The sequence below is a fragment of the Telluribacter sp. genome (assembly GCF_035998675.1).
GTDB lineage: Bacteria > Bacteroidota > Bacteroidia > Cytophagales > Spirosomataceae > Telluribacter.
In genome coordinates, this window is sequence record NZ_DASYHI010000020.1 from 248,039 (window position 1) to 272,326 (window position 24,288).

Genomic DNA, 24,288 nt, shown 5'->3' on the forward strand with positions numbered 1-24,288 from the left:
TGTAAAGTATTTTTCTGTAATCCCTTATTTATTAATAAGTTGCGCAAAATAATTCACAGTTCGTACTAACTGAGAAACATAAGACATCTCATTGTCATACCAGCTAACTGTTCTTACCAGTTGAGTATCTCCCACCTTCTGAACCTTAGTTTGGGTAGCATCAAAAAGAGAGCCGAAGGAACTGCCAATGATGTCGCTGCTTACTAATTCATCTTCAGTATAGCCAAAGCTTTCATTTGAAGCGGCTTTCATAGCTGCATTAATTTCATCGGTTGTAACTTCCTTGCCGATAATACAGGTTAGCTCGGTAAGTGAACCAGTAAGGGTAGGAACCCGCTGTGCCGAACCATCAAGTTTTCCTTTTAGCGCAGGCAGAACCAGGCCAATGGCCTTGGCCGCGCCAGTGCTGTTTGGTACGATGTTCTGGGCCGCAGCGCGCGCTCTTCTTAGGTCACCCTTAGCGTGAGGAGCATCCTGGGTGTTCTGGTCATTGGTGTAGGCGTGTACAGTAGTCATCAGGCCATTGATAATACCATATTTTTCTTCCAGTACCTGAGCCATTGGGGCAAGGCAGTTGGTAGTACAGGAGGCACAGCTGATTATAGTCTCTGAACCATCCAGTATATTATGGTTCACGTTAAAAACTATTGTTTTAAGGTCACCGGTAGCGGGAGCCGAGATGACCACTTTTTTCGCACCGGCTTTCAGGTGGGCAGACGCTTTATCCTTATCGGCAAAAAAACCGGTACATTCCAGAACAACATCTACATCATGTTCGCCCCAGGGGATTTGGGCCGGATCCCTTTGCGCGTAGATATTTATTGACTCGCCATTTACACTGATTGAATTCTCAGAGGCTGTAACTTCGGCATTAAATCTACCCTGAGCAGTATCGTATTTTAACAAATGTGCTAAAACTGAGGGACTTGTAAGGTCATTGATAGCTACTATATCAATTCCTTCCATGTCATAAATTTGACGGTATACAAGACGACCGATTCGTCCAAAACCGTTAATAGCGACTTTAACTTTTGTCATGATTACGTAATGATTTTGTTTTACAGGGCAATAATAGCAAAAAGGTTGCTACAAAGGAAGTGATGACATCCATAAATAAATACTATACAGTAAACAGACCACTATTTGTTAGTAAAATTAGCATTATACTACAAACCAAACTAACGTATTTAGTATTATATTTACTAATCTAAGTAGCTTTTTGGGTTTTTTATACTACTTAAAATAGTAAATAGTTTTCTATTTTAAGTGTGATTCTATCCATTTAGCCCAGGTAAAGTGTATACTGGTAAATGGAATTTTATATAACGGAGCGATGCCGTGTTAGTTCTAAAACATACTTCTACATCTCACTTACCGTACCTTTTAATAAAACATCCAAAGGATCTCAATCCTTACCTAACGTAAAAAGAAGAGGTGGCACTAATTTTTCAATTACCACAAATAGGAGTACTTTTATATGAAGTAGGGTAGGTGCCAGAAAAAGGTTACCGTTTCAATATAATCCAGGCAACCTTGCCTTGTGACCGACCTTGACCTGCTCAACAACTAGGCAGGATAAAGTAATTTAATCAACGACGTCAAAAGACATAACTAATTCATCTTTTATAAGTACATTGTTCTCATATTCAATAACTTAAATACGTTAAATTAAATTTTTACTTAAACATGCAGTTAAAGTCTATTATTGAAGATTGCTGGTCAAACAGAGAATTATTAAAAGACAAGGCAACTATTGAAGCCATTAAATCTATCATTGAAGAAGTAGATAAAGGACGCTTAAGAGTGGCAGAACCATCACAAAATGGAGAGTGGATTGTGAATGAATGGGTCAAAAAAGCCATTATCCTCTATTTTCCTATTCAAAAAATGGAAGTGAGTGAGGTGGGCATCTTTGAATTTCATGATAAGATGAAGCTAAAGTCAGGTTACGAGGCCTTGGGAGTTCGCGTAGTACCGCCCGCCGTAGCCCGTTATGGAGCCTATATCGCAAAGGGAGTTATTCTTATGCCTTCCTATGTTAATATAGGTGCATACGTAGACGAAGGCACTATGGTTGATACCTGGGCCACTGTCGGCAGCTGCGCACAGATTGGGAAGAATGTTCACCTTAGTGGGGGAGTAGGCATAGGCGGTGTTTTAGAGCCCGTCCAGGCCTCTCCGGTAATAATTGAAGATGGTGCCTTTATTGGTTCACGATGTATCGTGGTAGAGGGCGCACATATCGGGGCCAGGGCGGTCCTGGGAGCAGGGGTTACCATAACCGGAAGCTCAAAAATTATTGACGTTACCGGGTCAGAACCCGTAGAATATAAAGGTCAGGTACCGGCTGATTCAGTAGTGATACCTGGTATGCTACCCAAGGCTTTTGCGGCCGGAATGTTTCAGGTACCCTGCGCTTTAATCATAGGCAAACGGAAGCCAAGTACTGACCTCAAGACCTCCTTGAATGATGCGCTAAGAGAAAATAGTGTTGCTGTTTAATCTTAGTAATTGCTAAGAATTCAGGTAACTCTACTTTAGCATTGTAATAAATCCTGTGTCTATTTAAAGTGCTGCTCTTTAAGCAGCACTTTTTTTGTTCAGGTAGTCCATCAATCTTTCAAGGCAGAAGTATAAATGATAAACTGCTGGTTATTATTTAATTTACATCCGTAAATAAGACTTGTACCCCATAATTTCAAAATGTCAATAGTTAAATTTACATTTGTGCACTTCGATGATTAACAATTGTACTGTTTATTTTTGTTATTTAAAAACATAAACTTTACATTTGTGTATAGCCATTTACTTTTGTTATTCTATGGATTTAAACGATAAAATAAAGCAAATACTAGTTGACAAAAATGTATCGCCTTCTCACTTCGCAGACGAGATTGGAGTACAGCGATCCAGTATTTCTCACATTTTAGCGGGGCGAAATCGGCCAAGTCTGGATATTATTCAGAAAATTGTAAAAAGGTACCCCGACCTGGGTATGGATTGGATTCTGGAAGAAGAAGAAAATCTGCCTCCAAAACGTGAAATAAGCCGTTATGAATCTGACAATTATACCTTGAAAAATCGTCAGAATAGGAGTTCTCATTCGGCTTTAGAATTGAACAGAGATCATGGAGCCGGAGGAAGAGACGTACAGACAAATCTGGCGAAGGAAGAATCAAGAGAAGAAGCTCCTAAAAACATAGAGCGAATCCTAATTTTTTATTCAGACGGAACATTCCGTGAATACACGCCTGGCCGCTAGGTAACTTTAAATTTTTATTGAAGTAGGAAGTTGATACTATGGGTTAAGATGACCTAAAAAGGCGGTAGCTGATCCAAGTGGATGCTGCCGTTTTTTTAGGTCTAGTCATGGCTATCTATGCTTAAAAAAGTTACAAAGAAAAGTGCTGGTCTACACTACAAATTCTTATCTATTGTGAAGATAATATAATTTATTTAGACTAAATTAAAATAATAAATATAAAATACAATGACTGAATCTTTCTAACCAAGCACCTTTAATAGCCTGGTAATAAACATATTAACAATTTGATGTTCCACGTGGATTTATAACTGCCTAATAATTAAGTAATTAACAAAAGTCAGAATGTAGAGTGTGAAAAGGGGATAAGTTGCAAAATATTAACTTAAAAAAGGAGATTCAATATTAAGATAATACAATCACATCTAATGTTTTGAAAGGAATAACTGCGTGATAAAGTAGCCTTTCCTTCATTAGAATAGTACCTGAATCTGGCCTTTGTAAGTATGAAAGGGAGTCTTAATAATGTAGGTATATCCTCCGGGAGCAACTACTTTGCCTTTGTAGTATCCATCCCAGGGCGAAGAGTACTCTTTGGAATAATAAACTATTTCTCCCCAACGATTAAAAATCTGGACTTCTTCCACTTGTAATCTGGCGTTTCGGATTTCGAATTGGTCATTTACTCCATCCCCGTTGGGACTGAAGGCATCGGGAATATAGAGCTTATCAAATACAATGACCTGCACCCTGGCTTCGGCTTTGCAACCTAAGGCAGTTGTTACATATAACGTATAGGTTGTGGTTTCGGAGGGTGACGTAAATGGCGCCCGTTCGGTGGTACTGCTTAGTCCGGTACCTGGCGTCCAGAGAAAAGTCAGATCCATACTCGAAGATTCCAGAGCAGGTTCCAACGGAATGGTGTTGCCAAACTGCATACTCAGGCGGTCGGGCAGGGTAGCCAGAATTGATTCTTCCTTTACCGTTAGGCTATCTTTGGCCTGGCATCCATTAGTCTCAATTGTTACATTCAGAAAGTAGGTACCGGCAGTACTGGCAGTATAGCGGGGACTATTGTCTCCAATTGGGCTGTTTCCTTTTTTCCAACCATACAAATAACCAGGCGTACGGTTTCCATCGTTGGCTGTTAATTCTACGTTTTGCCCCACACAGAAAATATCCGCGGGAGTACTTATCACAGCCAGGGGAGGGGTGCCGAAGCTCACCTTTACTGCCTGAGAGGTAGAATCGCGAGAGCAGATAGTTCTAAAACTTTTTACCACGGTATAGCTCCCAGTGTCCCGCACCGTAATCCTGGCCGTGGTTGCTCCGTTAATATTCTGCCCGTTTAACTGCCACTGGTAGGCCCAGTCACTGGACTCACTGGTAGCTAATTGGATAGGCTTTTCCGGACAAAACTCTACCTTAAAAGCCGGTGCGTTGTTATAGGTAACAGTAGATTCGGGGGGAGCTACCTCGCTGCATTCTATCACCAACAGCTGAAAATCGCGCCGTACTGCGCCGATCTTCTTTCCGTTGCGGAATTCCTCGCACTGAATGGCAAATACGTACAGACCCAGGGATTGGGCTTTTACCGAAAGCTCACCCGTTGCCTGGTTAATCTTTAAGGAGGGATTACCCGGAATTACATTGCCTAAAGAAACCCCGGCGGCCCATGCCACCGAAGGATAGCCTTGCTTGGGTCGGTCGTCACCAATGGGAAAATTCCGGGAGGTATTACCCCGCAAAGGTACTACCAGGCTATAGCGCAGTTCATCACCATCTCGATCGGTAGCGCCCATATTTAGTTCAAATGGCTGATCAATGCAGATATAAGTACCATTAGGACTTTGGAAGCGAGGCGAAGCGTTCAAAAGTGTAAGGGGAGGAATTTCCAGGTAAAAGGTCATTCCATTGGAACCGGGGTCCTGAATGTTATTAATATCATCGTTACGGCAGCAGCGCTCCCAAATCAGATAATATCCGTCGGGGTCATTATAACTGGCCGAATTCAGTGTAACGTAGCCCTGATAGGTACCTTCTAAAGTTCGGAGAGAGCGGAAAGCCGCACAGGCGCGGTTTTGGTAGGTGATACTACGGGACGACAAAAAGGAAATCAGCGTGCGATCCATGAGTCGGTTATCGCGCTTCCGGTAGATAAGTACCTCGGCCGTCTGGTCACGATTCATATTGGTCAGGGTATTTTCGTCCCAGTACTGAATCATGGTTACTTCGTAGCGGTTGGTGGTCTCGGTTGGCTTAAAGGCTAATTCTCCACCTACAATATGACGAGCCCAACCTGAAGTAGAGATAGTGAGTAGAATAAATACCTGTAAGCAAAATAATTGTAAAAGTTTTCTTCCCATACCGTCTAGTCTTACATTTATTTTATATACAATCCAATATAACTATTCTTTCCCTAACTATCAACCTAAGGTAAAGCAGCCACATCCGGATTTCTAAGCGACGGATGGAAGATATATTTTAGTTTTATAATTTATATTATGTTAAGTACCTATTCTAATAAATAAGGCACCTACTCTTGTAAGTGCCTTATTCTTACTTTATTCTGTTACACACTGTACCTGCTTGCCTTCAAACTGAGCAAGAATGTTATTAAGTGTTTCCAGCGTATCCTTTGCTTCGCTTTCAGCATTGACTTGAACGGCTTTCTGGAAGTACGGCTGAGCCTTTTTGAATTGGCCACACACCTTACTTTCAACGGCCTTTCCACGCTGCTGGTATTCCTGCATGTTCATGTTATCTACCTCTCTTTTCATTTCAACGGCTTCGTTGAAGTAAAAAACACCCAGGTTAAACAACGCATCGTAGTTGGAAGGATCTACCTCCAGGGCTTTAACGTAAGCACTTGTCGCCATGTCCCTCAAGGACTTCTGTTTTGCTTTCATGTCAGTCAGGTCAGTTTCCAGCTTGGATTTGTCTACGTTAGCGGATGCATCCGAGGCCGATTTAACGTCCGTTTCCAGTTTTGCAATGGCCTGCTTGGCCTCATTCCGCGACTGCGTTACCTGATCTAACTGACGTTTGAGATCAGCATTTTTGGGTTGCGCCTTAATACGGGCAGACAGTCTTTTAATTTCACTGTCAAAGACTTCCATTTTGCCTTTCTCGTCTTCCAGTTGTTTCTGGAGACCCGCTCCCTTACTTGTGGTTGCTCCAAGCTTTTCTTCGGCTTCCCGAATCTGGTTGGTCAGCTTTATGTTGCTGTTATCATAAAGGATAGCCAGGTTCACCAGATTCTGCACATTATTAGGCTCTTTAGCAACCAACTCTTTTAACTGGTTGATAGCCTCGTCTTCCTTACCTGATGCCAGCAAAATATTCACAATTTCCGCTTTCAGATCCTTGTTGTCCGGTGAACGCTCCAGGCCTTTGTTAAGCGTACTGATTGCTTTATCAGTATTGTTGTTAGTACGGTATAATTGAGCCAGACCGTAAAATACACTGGGATCTTTACCACCGTTGGCTACGTACTTCTCAAACTGGGCAGCAGCTTCCTCCTTTTTATCAATCTGCTGGGCGGCGATTCCACCGTACAGCGCTGATAAAGTATCCTTGGGATTTATCTCCTGTGCCGTCTGAAACATTTTCAGCGCACCGTTCATGTTTTTATTCTGGTACATCTCAGCACCCTGTTTTACAAAAGCATTGTACAAGTTTGTACCTTCTTCTGCCGCCAGAATTTTCTGGGCTTCCTTGGCACTACGGCCAGCTTCACCTTTTTTTGTAACGTCCAGTTCTACTACCTTCTTGTAGGCTTCGTAAGCGGTCTGAGCGGCGTTTGAGTCGAGCTGAGTAAATTGCAACGCAATGTTTTCGTAGGTTTTGGCGCGGTCCATCCAGGTGGCGGCTTTGGCGCTGCTTTTTGCGTCTTCAATACTTTTATCACTCTTCTCCTTGTCTTTGCGAGCTTGGTCCAACATAGCCTGATTTATTGCATCCTGCGCAAACGCAGTAATACAAAAAAGGCTAAACGCAGAAACAAAAAATAGTTTTTTCATAAATGATCAGGTTGGTTGTGATTAATGGTAACTATTACGAGTTTTTGTACTATTTATTGTCTAAAAAACTATTCCGTGGCATCATCCGCCGCACCGTCCGCCAGGGTATCGTCTGTACCGGCAACTCCGTTATCAGTGGATGAGTTCATCAAGGTCTCAGTAGTGGCGGTATCGTCAGTTGGTACAATGCCCTCCTCTATTGCTTCTTCTTTAAGGATGCGGGTCACCGAAGATATTTCATCGGCACCACTCAGCCGTATCAGTTTCACACCCTGCGTGTTACGTCCGGCCTGACGGATATCCGCAATATCCATCCGGATGGCAATTCCGTTACGGGTAATAATCATGAGGTCGTCCTGCTCGGTAACTTCTTTAATCGCTACCAGCTTACCTACCTTTTCGGTAGCGTTCAGAGTATAAACTCCTTTCCCCCCCCTATTGGTTATACGGTAGTCTTCAATAGGTGAACGTTTTCCGAAACCATTCTTTGAAACTACCAGTAGCTGGGCATCCTCCCGACTGATACATACCATGCCCACTACCTTATTGAAGCCGTCCTCCGATTCCAGATTAATACCCCTAACCCCGGCTGCCGTACGACCCATTGGGCGCACCCCCTTCTCATTAAAGCGAACGGCCCGACCCGCGCTGGACGCGATAACGATGTCGTTGCTTCCGTTGGTGAGGGCTACATTCAGGAGGCGATCTCCATCATTAATAGAAATGGCAATGATGCCATTCTGCCGCGGACGAGAGTAAGCTTCCAGCAAGGTTTTCTTGATGGTACCCTGTTCGGTACACATTATGATGTAATTGTTATTAATGTAATCGTCGTCGCTGAGCGTCCGGACATTGATAACCGAGCGAATGCTATCGCCCGACTCAATGCTGATCAGGTTCTGGATTGGACGTCCCTTGGCGTTCTTACCTCCTTCGGGTATTTCGTATACCTTGAGCCAGTACAGCTTACCAAACTCCGTAAAGATGAGCAGGTAGTTGAGCATGGTCGCCGAGAAAAGGTGTTCCGTAAAGTCTTCCTCCTTGGTTTTGGCACCCCGGGCTCCTACCCCGCCCCGGCTTTGGGTACGGTATTCGCTCAGCGGTGTCCGCTTGATATACCCCTGCTGGGAAATGGTAATGAGCATTTCCTCATCCGCGATCATATCTTCGTCGCTGAACTCCTCAGCCGCGTACTCAATTTGGGTCCGGCGGGCGTCACCATAGCGCTCACGTACTTCGGCCAACTCCGCTTTAATAATGTCGAACTTACGAAATTCATTGGCCAGGATATCACGCAGGTCGGTGATAAGGGCCATGATCTCTTCAAACTCTTTAACAATTTTATCCCGCTCAAGGCCGGTCAAACGCTGTAGACGAAGTTCCAGAATTGCCTTGGCCTGAATTTCGGACAAACCAAACTGTTCGATCAATCCACTTTTGGCTGTTTCCGGATCACGGGCGCTGCGAATCAGAATAATTACTGCATCGAGGTTATCCAGTGCGATCAGCAGACCCTGCAGGATGTGGGCCCGCTTTTCGGCTTCGCGCAGTTCGTACTCGGTACGACGTGTCACTACATCCAGCCGGTGCTCTACATAATGCTTAATCAGATCCTTAAGATTCAGGATCATGGGGCGTCCCTTTACCAGTGCCACGTTGTTCACCCCGAAGGATGACTGCATGGGCGTGTACTTATACAGGTGGTTAAGGACTATATTGGGAATGGCATCCTTTTTCAGATCAAATACAATCCGCATCCCGTCCCGATCCGACTCATCGCGGATATCGGAAATACCTTCCAGTTTTTTCTCATTTATCAAACCGGCTATCTTTTCAATCATGGCCGCTTTGTTGGTCATGTACGGAATTTCCGTAACGATGATCTGCTCCCGCCCGGTTTTGGAAACGTCAAAGTACGCTTTGGACCGAACGATAACCCGGCCACGTCCTGTTTCAAAAGCAGAGCGCACACCCTGGTAGCCGTAAATAGTACCACCCGTTGGAAAATCCGGTGCCTTGATATGCTCCATCAGTTCCGGAATGGTAATATCATTGTTACCAATGTAAGCCAATACTCCATCAACTACCTCCGAAAGATTGTGCGGGGCCATGTTGGTAGCCATACCTACCGCAATACCCGACGAACCATTGACTAAAAGATTGGGGAATTTGGCGGGTAGTACCGATGGCTCCTTTAGCGAATCATCAAAGTTGGGCTGGAAGTCAACGGTATCTTTATTAATATCATTCAATAGTTCGTCGGCAATACGCTTAAGACGGGCCTCGGTGTAACGCATGGCTGCCGGCGAATCGCCGTCTACCGAACCGAAGTTTCCCTGACCGTCAACCAGAGGGTAGCGGAGCGACCAGTCCTGGGCCATACGGACCATGGTGTCATATACGGAAGAATCGCCGTGCGGGTGGTACTTACCCAACACCTCCCCTACTATACGTGCTGATTTTTTGTACGACTTGTTGTAATTAACTCCTAATTCCGACATTCCAAAAAGTACCCGCCGGTGTACCGGTTTCAGTCCGTCGCGAACATCGGGCAGGGCGCGGGAAATAATAACCGACATTGAATAGTCAATGTAGGCTCCCCGCATTTCATCCTCTATATTAATAGGGATGATGTTTTCACTTGAAGATTCTGCCATAAAAAATTGTAACTAAATCGAAATTGTAAGGTGATTGAGATGAGTATTATACAATGGCCTATCTATTTTGTACAATATTTTAGTGTACAAACAACCAAATTTCGTGATTTTTACTGGTTAAAACAAACTATTACCCTACGCTCTTACACAACATAATTATCTCAACAACTATTCCCGCACCAAGGATTATTTCTATACAATGGACAAACCATTTTAGGTAGCTTTACATATTGTAAATGAAGTACTTGAAAAAACATAGCGATACTAGCCAAGTACTAAATCAGGCTATTTTCCAAAACCTGACTATCCGCTTTTGAAGATTTTTTTCGGTTTCCGGCTTATCCTTGTTTTTTCGTAAAATGGCAATCCATTTTATCTTCTTTTGGCCCGAATAATTAAATTTCGGGATGGATTCACTTATTTAGGAGGTCAATCCAAAAAATCCTATCCTCTGTTTATGCCTTTAGTACTTACTTTCCTGGCCATTCTCTGTTTGGTACTTCTAATCGCCTGGGTCAAACTCGACACATTTATTTCATTTTTATTAGTTTCCCTAGGCCTCGGACTGGCCAGTGGTATGGGCGTTCCCGCGCTGGGAGTAGCTGTTCAAAAAGGAATCGGGAATACCCTCGGGGACCTGGTACTGATAGTGGGTTTTGGAGCCATGCTGGGCAAGATAGTTGCTGACAGCGGAGCCGCCCAGCGAATCACCGACGCGCTGATTGGTATCTTTGGACGAAAGCATATTCAGTGGGGACTGGCGCTGGCTGGCTTTATCATTGGAATCCCCCTTTTTTATAATGCGGGTTTTGTGATTGTCATTCCGCTTATTTTCATGATTTCTTCGTCGGCCAACCTGCCGGTGTTGTACGTGGGCATTCCCATGCTGGCGGCCCTGTCGGTGGCGCACGGGTACCTGCCTCCGCATCCGTCCCCCTCGGCCATTGCTACCCAGGTCAACGCTGACCTGGGCCGTACTTTACTCTATGGAATTATAGTATCGCTGCCGGCCATTGCCATTGCGGGACCTATCTTTGGTCGCACCCTAAAACGCTTTCACCCCCAGCCCGACCCGGACCTTTTCAACGTAACACCCCGCCCCCGCACCGAACTACCCGGCCTGGGTATTAGTGCGCTGACGGCCCTCCTGCCGGTGTTCCTGCTGACCAGTATGTCAGGCGTAAAGGGGCTTTTTCCCAATAGCAGTGGTATTGCCTTACTGGCTGAACCCTACATGGGTATGCTTGCCTCGGTACTGTTTGCCGCCTATTTTCTGGGTATTCGCCGTGGTATGCGCATGCCGGTACTTACCAAATCATTCGAGGAAGCTTTTAAGGGAGTGTCAGTAATTCTGCTCATCATAGCCGGCGCGGGCGTTTTTAAGGAAGTAATGACCGCGAGCGGGGTGAATCAGTACATCGCCGAAGGCCTAAAAGGCATGGCGGTTTCTCCCCTGGTACTGGGTTGGAGTATTGCGGCCATTATCCGGGTGTGTGTAGGGTCGGCCACCGTCGCCGGACTTACTACCGTGGGTATCCTGGCCCCAATGCTGGTTCAGCAAGCGGCTCCGCCCGAGCTGATGGTCTTATCCATTGGGGCGGGTAGCCTCATGTTTTCGCACCTCAATGATGGCGGATTCTGGCTTTTCAAAGAGTACTTCAATCTTACCATTAAAGAAACCATACTCACCTGGTCCATCATGGAAACCATCGTGTCCATTGTCGGACTTATCGGTGTTCTGGTACTTAACATCTTTATATAATTATAGTTAATAAGCTCATTACCAATATGTCAGCCGAACAACAATTTTCAAAACTGGATTTAGTACTTCCGCCCGCACCGGCCCCCAAAGGGGTATACAAACCCTGCCTCATCGTGGATAATCGCTGGCTGTATGTGTCGGGCCACGGTACCGTACAGGAAGACGGCAGCCTGATTATAGGAAGGATTGGTGCCGACCTGGACGCAGAAGAAGGAAAGCTGGCGGCCCGTCAGGTAGGTTTAACGATTCTTTCTACCATAAAAGCTAACTTGGGAAGTCTTAACCGGGTCAAGCGGGTTATCAAGATACTGGGCATGGTGAACTGTACCTCCGACTTTGAGCGTCACCCCTACATCATCAATGGTTGCAGTGAATTGTTCGCGGCCATTTGGGGGGAAGAAAACGGAATTGGGGTACGTAGTGCCGTGGGCATGGGTTCGTTGCCCGACAACATCCCGGTTGAAATTGAGGCCTTGTTTGAACTGACTGATTAAACCAATTTAAAAAATGTGGTATCAACTCCATTCTCCCGATTCCGTTGATTCTCCTTCGCTGCTGGTTTATAAGGAGCGGGTGGCGGATAATATCCAGACCATGCAGAACTTCGTCAACGGCCAGGCCGACCGCCTGGTACCGCACGTGAAGACCCACAAGATGAAAGAGGTTGTGCAGATGCAGCTGGCGGCCGGAATCAATAAATTTAAATGTGCTACGATTGCCGAAGCCGAAATGCTGGCCGAGGCCGGTGCCCCCTGGGTTTTGCTGGCCTACCAGTTGGTTGGTCCCAAGGTTGACCGCTACCTGGCCCTGGCGAAGCACTATCCCCAGGTACAGTTTGGCTCTCTGGTTGACAACGACGCCACGGCTCACTATCTCAATAACCGTTGCGGAGAGACCGGAAGTACGCTTGGGGTATTTATTGATGTAAATAACGGCATGGACCGGTCGGGTCACCCCATCAACGGGCAGTTGCTGCCCCTTTACCAAACCCTAAGTAAGTTACCTAACCTCCGTCTGCAAGGCCTTCACGTGTACGACGGGCATATCCGGAACGAAGACTTCGCAGAAAGAACAAAGGCCAGTGATGCCGCCTTTGAAAAGGTGTATGAACTGAGGGAGCATATCCGGAACCTGGGCCAGCCAGAGCCCATGATCATTGCGGGGGGCTCCCCTACCTTTACGGTTCACGCCCAGCGGGAGGGGATTTACTGCAGCCCGGGTACCTGCTTATTGTGGGACTGGGGCTACGGCGACCGCTTCCAGGACCAACCCTTTAGCCATGCGGCCGTCCTGTTAACGCGGGTAATTTCAAAACCGGCTCCGGGTATTATAACCACCGACCTGGGACACAAAGCCGTAGCCGCCGAAAACCCCATTGACCTCCGTTTTCGCTTTCTGAATCTGGAAGGGTACCAGGTTATGAGCCAAAGCGAAGAGCACGGGGTGGTACAGGTTTCCAATTGGGACAACATACAGGTAGGTCAGGTCTTGTACGCGATACCTTACCATATATGCCCCACCGTAGCCTTGCATGACAGTGCCTTTATTATTGAGAATGGAGAAGTAGTGGATAAATGGAGGGTGGTGGCCCGCAACCGTACCCTTACTTTTTAATACCCTAAGAAAACTCATATGCTACTATTCGACGCCCACCTGGACCTTTCCATGAATGCCCTGGAATGGAACCGGGACCTGACCCAGGAACTAAGTACTATCCGTGACCGGGAGAAACACCTGACCGACAAACCCGACCGGGGCAAGGGCGTGGTCAGCTTTCCCGAAATGCGGCGGGGCAACATTGGTCTCTGCGTGGCTACTCAAATTGCGCGCTACGTGGCTCCTGACAATCCGTTGCCGGGCTGGCATTCGCAGGCGCAGGCCTGGGGAATGACCCAGGGACAAGTGGCCTGGTACCAGGCCATGGAGTACCAGGGCGAAATGGTCCAAATCAGAGATTGGGAAGGACTGCAAACCCACCTGGCCCTGTGGCAGGGAGCGGTGTCCACCGACAAGTTACCCATTGGCTATATCCTGAGCCTGGAGGGGGCGGACTCCCTGCTTTCCCTTGACCATCTGCACCAGGCGTACGCCTACGGATTACGGGCGGTAGGTCCGGCTCACTACGGACCGGGCGTGTATGCCCACGGTACCGACGCCGACCAAAAGCTGAACCGGAAGGGGCAGGAACTGCTACGGGAAATGGAGAAGCTCAATATTATTCTGGATGCCACGCACTTGTGCGATTCGGCTTTCTGGGATGCCATGGATATTTTTGGTGGTTCCGTTTGGGCCAGTCACAACCTGACCCGAAAGATTACCCCCCATAATCGGCAGTTTTCCGACGAAATGATTAAGGAGCTCATCAGCCGGGGGGCCGTAATTGGCATGGCTTTCGACGCCTGGATGATGATACCCGGATGGGAGCGTGGCAAAACCAAGCCCCAGGAAGTGGGCTTAACGATTGAGCACGTCCTGGACCACCTGGACCACATCTGCCAGCTGGCGGGTAACACCCGGCACGTTGGTATTGGCTCAGACCTGGACGGAGCTTTTGGCAAGGAACAGGCACCAGCCGACCTGGATTCCATTGCGGATCTGCAGACCCTGACCGACTTGCTCCATAAACGGGGTTATACCCAACAAAATATAGAAGGTATTATGTGGCACAATTGGGTTCGGTTTCTGGAAAACGCCTGGAAATAGTCATTAACACGTTTCCGGGCGTAATATCTTACCCTTATCTACCAGCAGTACCTTTTCTAACGTTGTTTTCTTCCGAGAAAATAATGGTGAAAGTAGTACCCTTATCTTCTTCACTACTAACCGTTAATTCGGCTCCCATGGCTCTTATCTGCGAATGAATGAGGTACAGTCCCATGCCCTTACTGTCCGGATGATTATGAAAGCGTTGGTATAATCCGAAGACACGGTCCCCGTACCTTTTCAGGTCAATCCCTAAACCATTATCCGAGAACTCTAAGCTGAAGGTACCATTTTCACTTTTGGTACTTACCTGTATCTGGAGTTGTCGGGTGGGTGAGCGGTACTTTATGGCATTGGTAAGCAAATTCAGGAGTACGCTCTGCATGTAACCCGGATTAAATGTAACGCTGGAACCAGCCGTAAAATCACTGTAAATCCGGGCGTTACTGGCGTACACCGCTTCTCCGGCCGAGGCCAGTACTTCGTTGAAAAGCTGACTAATATCAACTTCCTCCACCTGTACCTTAACCCCGTTTTTAATAATTAAAATGTTCACCAGGTCGGTAATCACCTCATTTAATTGCCTGGTTGATTCCTTAAAATCATCAAAAAGTTCTTTTATGTAGGGATCAGTAATAGTGGTGTCTTTCAGCAGACATACAAGGCCCATCAAATTGGTTACGGGAGCTCTCAGGTTGTGCGAGGTTATATAAGAGAACTGCTTCAGGTCCGAATTCTGAAGGGTAAGGTCCCTTATAAAAACTTCCCTTTCCTCTTCCAGTTTTTTACGTTTGGTACTATCCCGCTGAATTGAAATCCAGTGTCGGTAAATCCCTTTCCCATCGGCCACCGGAATCATAGTAAATTCACACCAGAACTCCTCCCCGCTTTTTTTATAGTTTATAATTTCGGAACTGCATACTTCATAGCGGGCCATGGCCTGACTCAGGCTCCTTAACTTTTCGGGATCGGTATTGGTACCGTGTAACATTCGGATGTTGTTCCCGTATAATTCCCCGGCGACATACCCGGTCATTTGGGTCATGGCGTCATTGACAAAAATGACATTTGGATTGTTGGGAACTGTAACGTCTACCTCAAAAATTACCACTCCATCTTTGGCATGGGTAATTACTGATTCCAGAAGTTTAAGTTGGTGCTCTTCCTGTTTTTGTTTGGTAATATCGGTCTCAATGGCAAAAAACCGGGATACTTCCCCCTTGTCATCCCGGACCGGTTGCCCCTGAATATGCATCCAGTAGGGTTTGCCACTTTTGTTATAGTTTACAATTTCACATTCAAAAGGTTCCTTTTGGGCAATCATGTCCCGCAGGTAGTCAACAGTTTGTTTATCCGTTTCGGGTCCTTGTAAAACCTTCCCGGGTTTCCTACCCACTACCTCTTTCAGCTCATAGCCGGTTATTTTGGTAAAGCCATCATTCACCCATTCTATTCTTCCCTGGGCATTTGTTATTACCACCGCGTTAACGGTTTCTTTAGCTACCAGCGACAATAGTTGCAATTCTTCCTCGTGTTTTTTCCGGGCGGTGATATTCTGCGTCGCCCCAATCATCCGGACGGCAACGCCATCCCCGTTCCTGACGATGTAACCCCGGTCGAACAGGTGGACATAGGTACCATCTATTTTCCTGAATCGGTATTCACACTCCCAGTATTCCTTTTCCGGATTGGCGAGGGTTTCCTTCTGGGTCTGGATGGCCCATTCGGCATCGTCTGGGTGGAGGTTATTAACCCAAAAATTATGGGTAGTGGCTATGTCCTCTACCCTGTACCCCAGCATAGCCAGGTACCTTTCTTCGTTTCGGTATACTTTATCTTTCAGGATATCCCAGTCCCAGATAATATCGTTAGTGGCTTTCCCTACCAGGTGGTACCTTTCGTTGATTTTCCTAATCTCCTGTTCCGCCAGTTTGTTTTCGAGTACAATCAGGAGCAGGTTCTTGGCAATTTCAATGGTATTCTCCTCTTCCGGACTCGGGCTTTTACATTCTTGATGATAAATGGCGAAGGTACCTATTACCACATTGTTAGAACCAATAATGGGAATGGACCAGCAGGCAGCCAGGCCCAACGGCAGGGCCAGTTCACGGAACCCCTCCCAATGCGGGTCATTGGCGATATCCGATACCACCACTTTCTCTTTCCAATAAGCCGCGGTACCACAGGAACCTACCATCGGACCAATGGCTACCCCATTGATAGCCTTTGTATAAGATTCGGGCAACTGAGGAGAAGCCAGGTTGTACAACCGGTTATCAATGAGTTTCAGCACTGAACAAAACATTCCCTCATGGAGTTTTTCAATCTCCTTTAGGTAGTAAGCCACTACCTCTTCCAAACGGCTGTCAGGAACGGCATTGCGTTCAAGTACTTTCCTGGAAAGTTGCTGTAGCTTTTCCCGCCGACGCTTTTCGGTAATATCTCTTACATAAACTGACAAACCCCGCTCAGAGGTATAGGCCCGTAGTTCCAGCCACTTTTGGGAAGGTTTGTAAAAATCAACAAATTGAATGGTTTCCTTTTTCAGGAATGCTTTTTCAAATCTGGAAAAAGTCCGGTATAGCTTGTTACGACCCAGTATACTCCAAAGATTATTCCCAATGGCCTCCGCCTTACTTATTTTAAATAACCGTTCGGCTTCGTGGTTCCAGTAAGTAACCATCCAATGATTGTCCAGGGCAAAGAAACCATCCCTGATACTTTCCAGGATATTCTGTATTTCTTCCTTGGAACGAATAAGGTCATTTTCGGCTTCAATTTTGTCTGTAATATCGGTAGAAACCACCAAAATGGATTGGGGATCATTCCCATCCAGAATATTTGCCTTTATTTCAACAAAAATAAGCTCCCCGTTCTTCTTAATGTGCCTCGCTATATATTTATAATCCTGATTGCCCGAGGTAACAAACTTCTGTACATCGTGGAGTAACAACTCTACATCAACCGCCGGTCGAATATCTTTAAGCGTCATGGATAGGAATTCTTCCCGGCTATAGCCATAGTGTTTGATGGCGGCCTCATTTACTTCCAGGAACCGCAGTGTTTTTACCTCGTAAATCCACATGGGTAATGGGCTGCTCATAAAGAGTACCTTATAGTGCTCTTCCGAAACCTTAAGCGCCTGTTCGGCTCGCTTTTGTTCGGTGGCATCACGGGCAATACAGTACATAGATTCGTCCGCGTCTTCCCACCTCGCTGACCACACGACCGGAATAACCCCGCCATCTTTCCGAATATACCGGTTTTCAAAAAAGCGTTTATCAACTCCCTGCATAATTTCGGCCGCCGCCTTGAGGGTAATGGCATGGTCGTCGGGGTGGACCATTTCCATGTACTTTTTCCCCAGCAGTTCATCGGGAGCGTACCCCCAAACCTGAATGGAAGCCGCGCTTACGTACACAAATCGCCCCTGCTTATCTATCTGACAAATAACATCCAGCGATTCATCCGTCAGAGTTTTTAGTTGCCTGGCCAGCTGCAGGGTAGCAGTATGATTCAGTTCCTGAGTGGACTCCGGAATCACATAAGCACTATTTTTCCTAATCTCTTCTTTTAAATTCACCAATGTGAGAGGTTATAATAACAATAAGAGCTTTGACCAAAACAAAATAAAATTGCCGCCAACCCCACCATTGCTAAGCACGCTGCGGGTAAAAAGATCCGGAATCTGGTGTGGACGACAAAATAGGATTGAACTCTTTCGGTGTTTTTAATAAGGACCCGAATCGGGGCCATTGTGTGAAGTCTTCCAATTTAGTGCCAATGTTTAACAATGACAAATAATAATAGAATTTTACCAGTAAAGCGCACATCCTTTCTTAGCCTTACTCCCAGGTTCTACCCTTCTCTAAAGTCCATTTCCCAAAACCTAATCCATTGGGTCTGGTTATTCAAACATTATCCACATTACACCAGCTTAACTATGGAAACAAAGTCTTTTTGGGAAGCAACAATCAAAAACCGCACCGATTATCCCTCGCTGGAAGGCGAAATTGAAGTTGATGTAGCCATTATCGGGGGCGGAATTACGGGCATCACCACTGCGCTCCTGCTAACCGAGGCCGGTAAAAAGGTAGCCATACTGGAAGCCCGGCGGATTGGTGGAGGTACCACCGGCTGGTCATCGGGAAATTTATACGTCCCCGTAAGTCCTTACTATCAGAATGTAAAAGACAGCCGCGACACGCAGACCATCAGGACGGTTGCCCAGGCCCGCGGCGCTGCCCTGGATTTTATAGAACAACAGGTCAGCCGCAAAAACATTGATTGCGGGTTTTCAAGAAGGCCCTGGCACTTCTTTACCTACCAGGATAAAATGGTTTCCAAAATTGAGAAGGAAGTGGAAGCCTTACGGGAAGCCGGGCTCCCGGTCGACTTTGTGGATGAAGTACCTCCTTTACAAAAATTCGGGGTAAAGAAGGCCGCCCGCATGGATGGTCAGGCCCGCTTTCATCCGTTGCGTTATATTTTGGCTCTGGCCGAAAATATTACCCAAAAAGGCGCGCAGCTATTTGAGTACACTACAGTATATGACTACAAGGAAGAGGAAGACTACTGTGTGGTTAAAACCACCAATGGCAGCGTAAAAGCCAGTCAGGTAGTGGTAGCTACGCACCTGCCCATTGGTCTGCATACCGTCCATACGGTTGCCGCGCCCTACCGGAGCTACGCGGTTGCGGTAAAGCTTAGGGGCGAGTACCCCGACGCCTACTTCTGGCACAACGATGGGTTTCACAAAACCATCACCACCCACAGTTCCGACTCCAAAGACCTGGACATCCTGATGGTCGTGGGCAATCACCACAAAACCGGTCAGGCCAGCCAACAGGAATACCAGCACTATTTTAAAGAACTGGAAGAATACGCCCGGAGGAATTTTGAGGTGGCCTCGGTCGAGTACCAGTGGTCGGCTCAGCATTACCACTCCGGCGACGGAGTACCTTATATCGGAAAAACGAACATTGGGGCAGCGGGGCTGCCAACGGTAGGGGCCAAACGTACCTACATGGCTACCAGCTACGATGCCGACGGGCTAACCTACGGTACCGTTGCCGGTATTCATATTTCCAACCTTATTCTGGGCAGGGAAGACCAAACCTGGGTCGGAGCCTTTGACCCAACCCGCATTGCTGGTTTGTCGACAGTAAAGGAATTTATTAAAGAAAATGCCAACGTGGCGGTTCAGTACGTAAAAGGGAATCCCTTTACAGCCGATGTCGCTGAGTTTGGGGAGATTGAACCGGGGGAAGGCAAAACCATTAAAGTAAACGGGGAGAAACTGGCTGTTTACCGCGACGAGGCGAACAAAATACATGCCTGCTCAGCGGTATGTCCTCACCTGTTATGTACTGTCAACTGGAATAATGCCGAAAAAACCTGGGACTGTCCCTGTCACGGCAGCCGATTTATGATTGACGGAACGGTAATAGAAGGACCGGCCATTCATAACCTGGAAAAGAAAGAAATTAAGGAAAGCGAGTAAGGGCTTTGTTGACTAAGGTACCCGCAGCAGTACCTAAGGGTACTTTAGGTTAGTAAGCCGCCGCTGGAACTGTTTTTTTAATTCTTTACCCAAGAAATTTTATGGAAAGAATACATCACTAACCGAAAAAAATATGCAAGACCAAAAAAAACCTGATAACAAGGAGGCGAATAACCCCGACGAGGGATTTGACAAAACAGCCCGGAGCTTTGACCACAGGAACGTGGACCCGGATGAAGATGATATGCAGGGAGCAGATCCCACCGCCAGAAATTTTCAACGGACCGAGGATGAGTCGGACGTAAAGGAAAGTCTGGGACGCGACGAGAACAAAAACGATTAAATAAAAGAGTAGCAGTATAAATTTTATACTACAACTCTAAATTCAAAAAGCGGGGAGTACTTGACTTTCAAGTACTCCCCGCTTTTTATTACCGGTTAACAATACACTATACTTTAGCTGGATTGGGGTGTACCCATGGCTTACGGTATTGACGTTGCAAGAGTGCAGTAGCTTCCCGATCCCCTACTATTTCCCGCTTTTTGGGGTCGTATACCACCGGCCTTCCGGTTTTCATGGAGATGTTAGCCAGTAAACAACTTGCGGTTGATATGTGCCCTTCTTCAATGTCAGCGACGGGTCGGCTGCTCTTTTCGATGGCCGACAGAAAATCTAACATGTGTAAACGGGTGGCCGGAGCGGCGTTCAGCTCAATGCGCTCCTCCTTCAGATCCTCCGGGTACTTCTCCCGCTCGTATATCACGTCCTTGTGAATTTTTTGACCATCCTTGGCCACCGGAATAAAATCATACTTCATGGTACTTCCCCAGAGGGTACCTTTCTCACCGTAAAGCGTGAACGACCAGGGGTAGTCCGGATTGGCAGGTGTACCCCACGAACGTTGCTGCCACACGCAGTTCAACTCATCGTATTCGAAGTTAGCCATCTGGGTATCGGGTATATTGGACTTGCCGCCCTTCTGCACGTAGATACCTCCGGTAGAAGTAATGCGCTTGGGCCAGCCCAGGCCGAGCATCCAGCGTACGGTGTCAAACATGTGGATACACATATCACCCATGATGCCATTGCCGTACTCTTCAAAGGTGCGCCACCAGCGCAGGTGAGGCAGCCCGTCGTAAGGACGCAGCGGCGCCGGGCCCGTCCACATTTCATAATCCAGAAAAGCAGGTACTTCCTGTACCGGTGGATTGCCGTTGTTACGCATGTGGTTGTAGCAGCACATTTCCACGTGGGATATTTTTCCCAATAGTCCGGCGTCTACGATATTCTTTTTGGCTTCAATCAGGTGCGGAGTACTCTTACGCTGGGTACCTACCTGTACTACTTTCTTATATTTACGGGCCGCAGCCACCATGGCTTCTCCTTCCATGACATCCACACTGATGGGCTTCTGTACGTACACGTGCGCACCTGCCTTAACCGCATCGATCATCTGCATGGCGTGCCAGTGGTCAGGAGTACCTATGAGTACAATGTCCATTTCGTTTTCAGACAACATCTTGCGATAGTCACCGTACAGGCGCGGGGTTTTGCCCGACTTCTGGCGCTCGCTCACCAGTTTGGCGGCTCCGGCGAGCTGGTTTTTGTCTACGTCGCACAGGGCTACTACTTCTACGGGTGCTACCTGAATAAGACGAAAGAGGTCGCTCTTGCCGTACCAGCCCGTACCAATAAGGCCCACCCGGTAAGGATTGGCCGGGTTAACGAGGTCGAGGCCGTAGGCACCAAAAGAGGATAAAGCCAGTGATGCCGTGGCGCCCTGTATAAATTGACGTCTGTTAATATTAAAGTTGTGCATAAGGATAATGGTTAAAGGCTGTTACTATCAACTGTATAAAGCCAATCGAATTACGCTCTTACTCCTGAACCAGTTCCAATTTTATAAAAGAAAAAGGTACTGAAGTACCGCCAACGACTGAATTCAGGAATATTTAGTCTTTAATAATTTAATAAGGATGAATATAGAGTTCAGGTTCCTGTCTTTATATACCAAAGCCGGAAAGGTACCCGGCCCTTACCCGTATACGTCTTCAACCTAATGTTATCTTCTATGTAGTAAACTTTTTTCTGCCACCGCTAATCAATTGTTCAACCCTAAATCAACCTGTTCCTAACTTGTACCAACCATGCTGACTCTCCTGATTATCCTGTTAGCCCTTGCCCTTATTATTCTTTCCATCATCAAATTTGACATTCATCCTTTTCTGGCCCTTTTTGTGGGGGCTATAGTGTACGGCCTGCTGGTGGGTATGCCCACCGACCTAATTCTTAAATCCATTTCGGAAGGATTCGGGGGGGTACTTGGTAGCATTGGTCTCCTGATTTTGCTGGGAGTAGTCATAGGTACTTTCCTGGAAAAAACCGGAGGTGCCTTTGTCATAGCCCAGAAAATTCTGGCCCTGATCGGTGAAAAATCCGTTATGCTGGCCATGATGGTTACGGGCTACATCTTGTCCATTCCCGTATTTGGTGACAGTGCCTTTATTATGATGAACCCCATCAATAAGTCATTGTCTTTTAAAGGCAAATTACCTTTTGCGGCTACCACCGTGGCGCTTACCCTTGGTATTTCGGCCAGCCATTCGCTGGTACCTCCTACCCCCGGCCCCATTGCGGCGGCGGGTATTCTGGAAGCCGACCTGGGCATGATTATCTTCTGGGGAATCATTGTCAGTTCACTGGCTCTGATTCCCTGCTTCTTTTTCGTCAAATATGCCCTACGTGGCATTGATCTGGAACCGCAGTTTGCCGAAGTAGAAAAAACCACCGTGGTAAAGAAGTACCCTTCGCTGGGAAAATCCTTTTTACCCATCATTATTCCGTTGCTGCTGATTATTCTGGCCTCTATTGCCAAGTACCCTACCCAACCTTTTGGGGAGAACCCGTTTACCTCCGTTTTACTATTTGTGGGAAGTCCGGTTATTGCGCTGCTTTTGGGGGCCTTTTTGTCTTTTACTCTACCGGCCAAATTTGACGCCAAGCTCCTTTCCTCTTCCGGCTGGATGGGTGAATCGCTTCTGATTGCCGCTCCGGTTATCCTCATTACGGGGGCCGGGGGAGTTTTTGGTAAAATGCTCCAGAACTCGGGCATTGCGGATTTAGTAAGTTCCAATCTGGACGGAGCTTCCTGGGGTTTATTTCTGCCGTTCCTGATGGCGCTGGCGCTCAAATCGGCCCAGGGTTCCTCCACCGTTTCTTTAATTACCACCGCCTCTATCGTTGCTCCGTTGCTGGGTACCCTGGGACTGGACTCTGAAATGATGCGGGTATTTACGGTACTGTCAATCGGGGCGGGAGCAATTGCCATATCCCACGCCAACGACAGCTTTTTCTGGGCCATGACGCAATTGTCCGGTATGAACATTAAGCAGGGCAATCAGTCGCATAGTCTGGGAACCCTGATTCTGGCCGGTTCGGCTTTTATCTTTATTTATATTCTTGCGTTGTTTGTATAAAAACAGGGGTGGCACGGTCCAAAACCGTGCCACCCCAACAAAGACATCAGCCTGATTTCTACTTGGCCGTCCAGCCGCCATCAACGGTAACCATAGAACCCACCATGTAATTGGAGGCACCACTGGCCAGAAATAGCGCGGCTCCCTGTATTTCTTTCAGTTCTCCCCAGCGAGCCAGGGCCGTAGCGCCCACGATAAAATTCTTGGCCTCGTCACTATCGGCAATGGGAATATTCATCTCCGTCAAGAACGGGCCCGGACAAATCGCGTTGACATTGATGTTGAAAGGGGCCAGTTCAAGACCTAAGGCGCGGGTCATCTGAACCACCGCTCCTTTGCTGGCGGTATAGGGCGTACGATTAGCCAACCCAACCAGACCCAGGGTACTGGCCAGGTTGATAATTTTGCCGGAGCCACTTTTCTTCATCGCGGACGTCACCGCCCGGCAGCACAACCAGGTACCATTAACGTTAACATCCATCACCTTCTGAAAGTCGTCGGGTGTTACTTCATCAATGGCCCCCCGGATGTTTATGCCGGCACTGTTGATCAAAATGTCAATCCGGCCAAACTCGTCCAGCGCCTTTTGCGCCATGGCTTCGGTTTGTTCGCGATTGCAGATATCGGCACTGAACGAAATAGCCTTGACACCGTAGGTAGCCGAAAGCTCTTCGGCGGCCCTGGCTCCATCGGCCGCAGTCCGGTTGACGAGCATGACATTGGCACCCGCCGATGCCAGTCCGGCCGCCATGGCCAGGCCTAAGCCCTTGGAGCCCCCGGTAATAATGGCGGCTTTTCCTGTTAAATCAAATAGTTTAATTCCGGGTAAAGATTCGTAAGACATGATTAGGTAGTTGGTATCAAATTATTTTCTTGGGCGAGTGCAGCGACCGAACAAACGG

Annotated in this window: 16 protein-coding genes; 9 read left to right on the top strand and 7 right to left on the bottom strand. The window is 47.0% G+C overall.

Going from position 1 to position 24,288, the window contains the following annotated elements:
- Positions 1 to 24 precede the first annotated feature (24 nt).
- Positions 25 to 1,038, bottom strand: coding sequence for a type I glyceraldehyde-3-phosphate dehydrogenase (gap, locus tag VGN67_RS15175; RefSeq protein WP_327487703.1), 1,014 nt, complete (start codon positions 1,036 to 1,038; stop codon positions 25 to 27).
- A 648-nt stretch (positions 1,039 to 1,686) separates the two neighbouring features.
- Here gap and VGN67_RS15180 point away from each other — a divergent pair.
- Together VGN67_RS15180 and VGN67_RS15185 are read left to right on the top strand one after the other, a co-directional pair.
- On the top strand, positions 1,687 to 2,502 hold the full coding sequence (locus tag VGN67_RS15180; RefSeq protein ID WP_327487704.1) for a 2,3,4,5-tetrahydropyridine-2,6-dicarboxylate N-succinyltransferase: 816 nt from the start codon (positions 1,687 to 1,689) through the stop codon (positions 2,500 to 2,502).
- 319 nt (positions 2,503 to 2,821) lie between these two features.
- Positions 2,822 to 3,262 carry a helix-turn-helix transcriptional regulator gene (locus tag VGN67_RS15185; RefSeq protein WP_327487705.1) on the top strand — a complete coding sequence of 147 codons (441 nt, stop codon included), beginning with the start codon at positions 2,822 to 2,824 and terminating at the stop codon, positions 3,260 to 3,262.
- A gap of 473 nt (positions 3,263 to 3,735) precedes the next feature.
- Here VGN67_RS15185 and VGN67_RS15190 read toward each other — a convergent pair whose 3' ends face one another.
- From VGN67_RS15190 to gyrA, 3 genes are all read right to left on the bottom strand, one after another.
- Complete coding sequence (locus VGN67_RS15190) at positions 3,736 to 5,628, bottom strand: gliding motility-associated C-terminal domain-containing protein (RefSeq protein ID WP_327487706.1); 1,893 nt, start codon at positions 5,626 to 5,628, stop codon at positions 3,736 to 3,738.
- 198 nt (positions 5,629 to 5,826) lie between these two features.
- Positions 5,827 to 7,206: a tetratricopeptide repeat protein gene (locus tag VGN67_RS15195; protein ID WP_327487707.1), complete on the bottom strand. Its 1,380-nt coding sequence runs from the start codon at positions 7,204 to 7,206 to the stop codon at positions 5,827 to 5,829.
- A gap of 146 nt (positions 7,207 to 7,352) precedes the next feature.
- On the bottom strand, positions 7,353 to 9,941 hold the full coding sequence (gene gyrA / locus VGN67_RS15200) for a DNA gyrase subunit A (protein ID WP_327487708.1): 2,589 nt from the start codon (positions 9,939 to 9,941) through the stop codon (positions 7,353 to 7,355).
- 457 nt (positions 9,942 to 10,398) lie between these two features.
- On the opposite strand from gyrA, the gene VGN67_RS15205 reads away from it, so the two are divergent.
- From VGN67_RS15205 to VGN67_RS15220, 4 genes are read left to right on the top strand one after another with little or no spacing between them, the layout of a single operon-like run.
- Positions 10,399 to 11,703: a gluconate:H+ symporter gene (locus VGN67_RS15205; RefSeq protein ID WP_327487709.1), complete on the top strand. Its 1,305-nt coding sequence runs from the start codon at positions 10,399 to 10,401 to the stop codon at positions 11,701 to 11,703.
- A gap of 26 nt (positions 11,704 to 11,729) precedes the next feature.
- Positions 11,730 to 12,197: a RidA family protein gene (locus tag VGN67_RS15210; RefSeq protein WP_327487710.1), complete on the top strand. Its 468-nt coding sequence runs from the start codon at positions 11,730 to 11,732 to the stop codon at positions 12,195 to 12,197.
- Between the two features lie 13 nt (positions 12,198 to 12,210).
- The gene (locus VGN67_RS15215) at positions 12,211 to 13,317 is read left to right on the top strand and encodes a D-TA family PLP-dependent enzyme (RefSeq protein WP_327487711.1); all 1,107 of its coding nucleotides are present in this window, start codon (positions 12,211 to 12,213) and stop codon (positions 13,315 to 13,317) included.
- Positions 13,318 to 13,335: 18 nt separating this feature from the next.
- The gene (locus VGN67_RS15220) at positions 13,336 to 14,406 is read left to right on the top strand and encodes a dipeptidase (RefSeq protein ID WP_327487712.1); all 1,071 of its coding nucleotides are present in this window, start codon (positions 13,336 to 13,338) and stop codon (positions 14,404 to 14,406) included.
- Positions 14,407 to 14,440: 34 nt separating this feature from the next.
- Here VGN67_RS15220 and VGN67_RS15225 read toward each other — a convergent pair whose 3' ends face one another.
- Positions 14,441 to 17,989, bottom strand: coding sequence for a PAS domain S-box protein (locus VGN67_RS15225; RefSeq protein WP_327487713.1), 3,549 nt, complete (start codon positions 17,987 to 17,989; stop codon positions 14,441 to 14,443).
- A gap of 360 nt (positions 17,990 to 18,349) precedes the next feature.
- On the opposite strand from VGN67_RS15225, the gene VGN67_RS15230 reads away from it, so the two are divergent.
- Both VGN67_RS15230 and VGN67_RS15235 read left to right on the top strand, forming a co-directional pair.
- Positions 18,350 to 19,909, top strand: a complete 1,560-nt coding sequence (locus tag VGN67_RS15230; RefSeq protein WP_327487714.1) for an FAD-dependent oxidoreductase — start codon at positions 18,350 to 18,352, stop codon at positions 19,907 to 19,909.
- Between the two features lie 133 nt (positions 19,910 to 20,042).
- Positions 20,043 to 20,252, top strand: a complete 210-nt coding sequence (locus VGN67_RS15235; protein WP_327487715.1) for a hypothetical protein — start codon at positions 20,043 to 20,045, stop codon at positions 20,250 to 20,252.
- A gap of 106 nt (positions 20,253 to 20,358) precedes the next feature.
- Here the strand turns inward: VGN67_RS15235 and VGN67_RS15240 are convergent, their stop codons facing one another.
- The gene (locus tag VGN67_RS15240; RefSeq protein ID WP_327487716.1) at positions 20,359 to 21,729 is read right to left on the bottom strand and encodes a Gfo/Idh/MocA family oxidoreductase; all 1,371 of its coding nucleotides are present in this window, start codon (positions 21,727 to 21,729) and stop codon (positions 20,359 to 20,361) included.
- Positions 21,730 to 22,057: 328 nt separating this feature from the next.
- Here VGN67_RS15240 and VGN67_RS15245 point away from each other — a divergent pair, with 328 nt between their 5' ends.
- On the top strand, positions 22,058 to 23,386 hold the full coding sequence (locus tag VGN67_RS15245) for a GntP family permease (protein WP_327487717.1): 1,329 nt from the start codon (positions 22,058 to 22,060) through the stop codon (positions 23,384 to 23,386).
- Between the two features lie 58 nt (positions 23,387 to 23,444).
- Here VGN67_RS15245 and VGN67_RS15250 read toward each other — a convergent pair whose 3' ends face one another.
- Positions 23,445 to 24,230 carry a glucose 1-dehydrogenase gene (locus VGN67_RS15250; RefSeq protein WP_327487718.1) on the bottom strand — a complete coding sequence of 262 codons (786 nt, stop codon included), beginning with the start codon at positions 24,228 to 24,230 and terminating at the stop codon, positions 23,445 to 23,447.
- Positions 24,231 to 24,288: the final 58 nt, after the last annotated feature.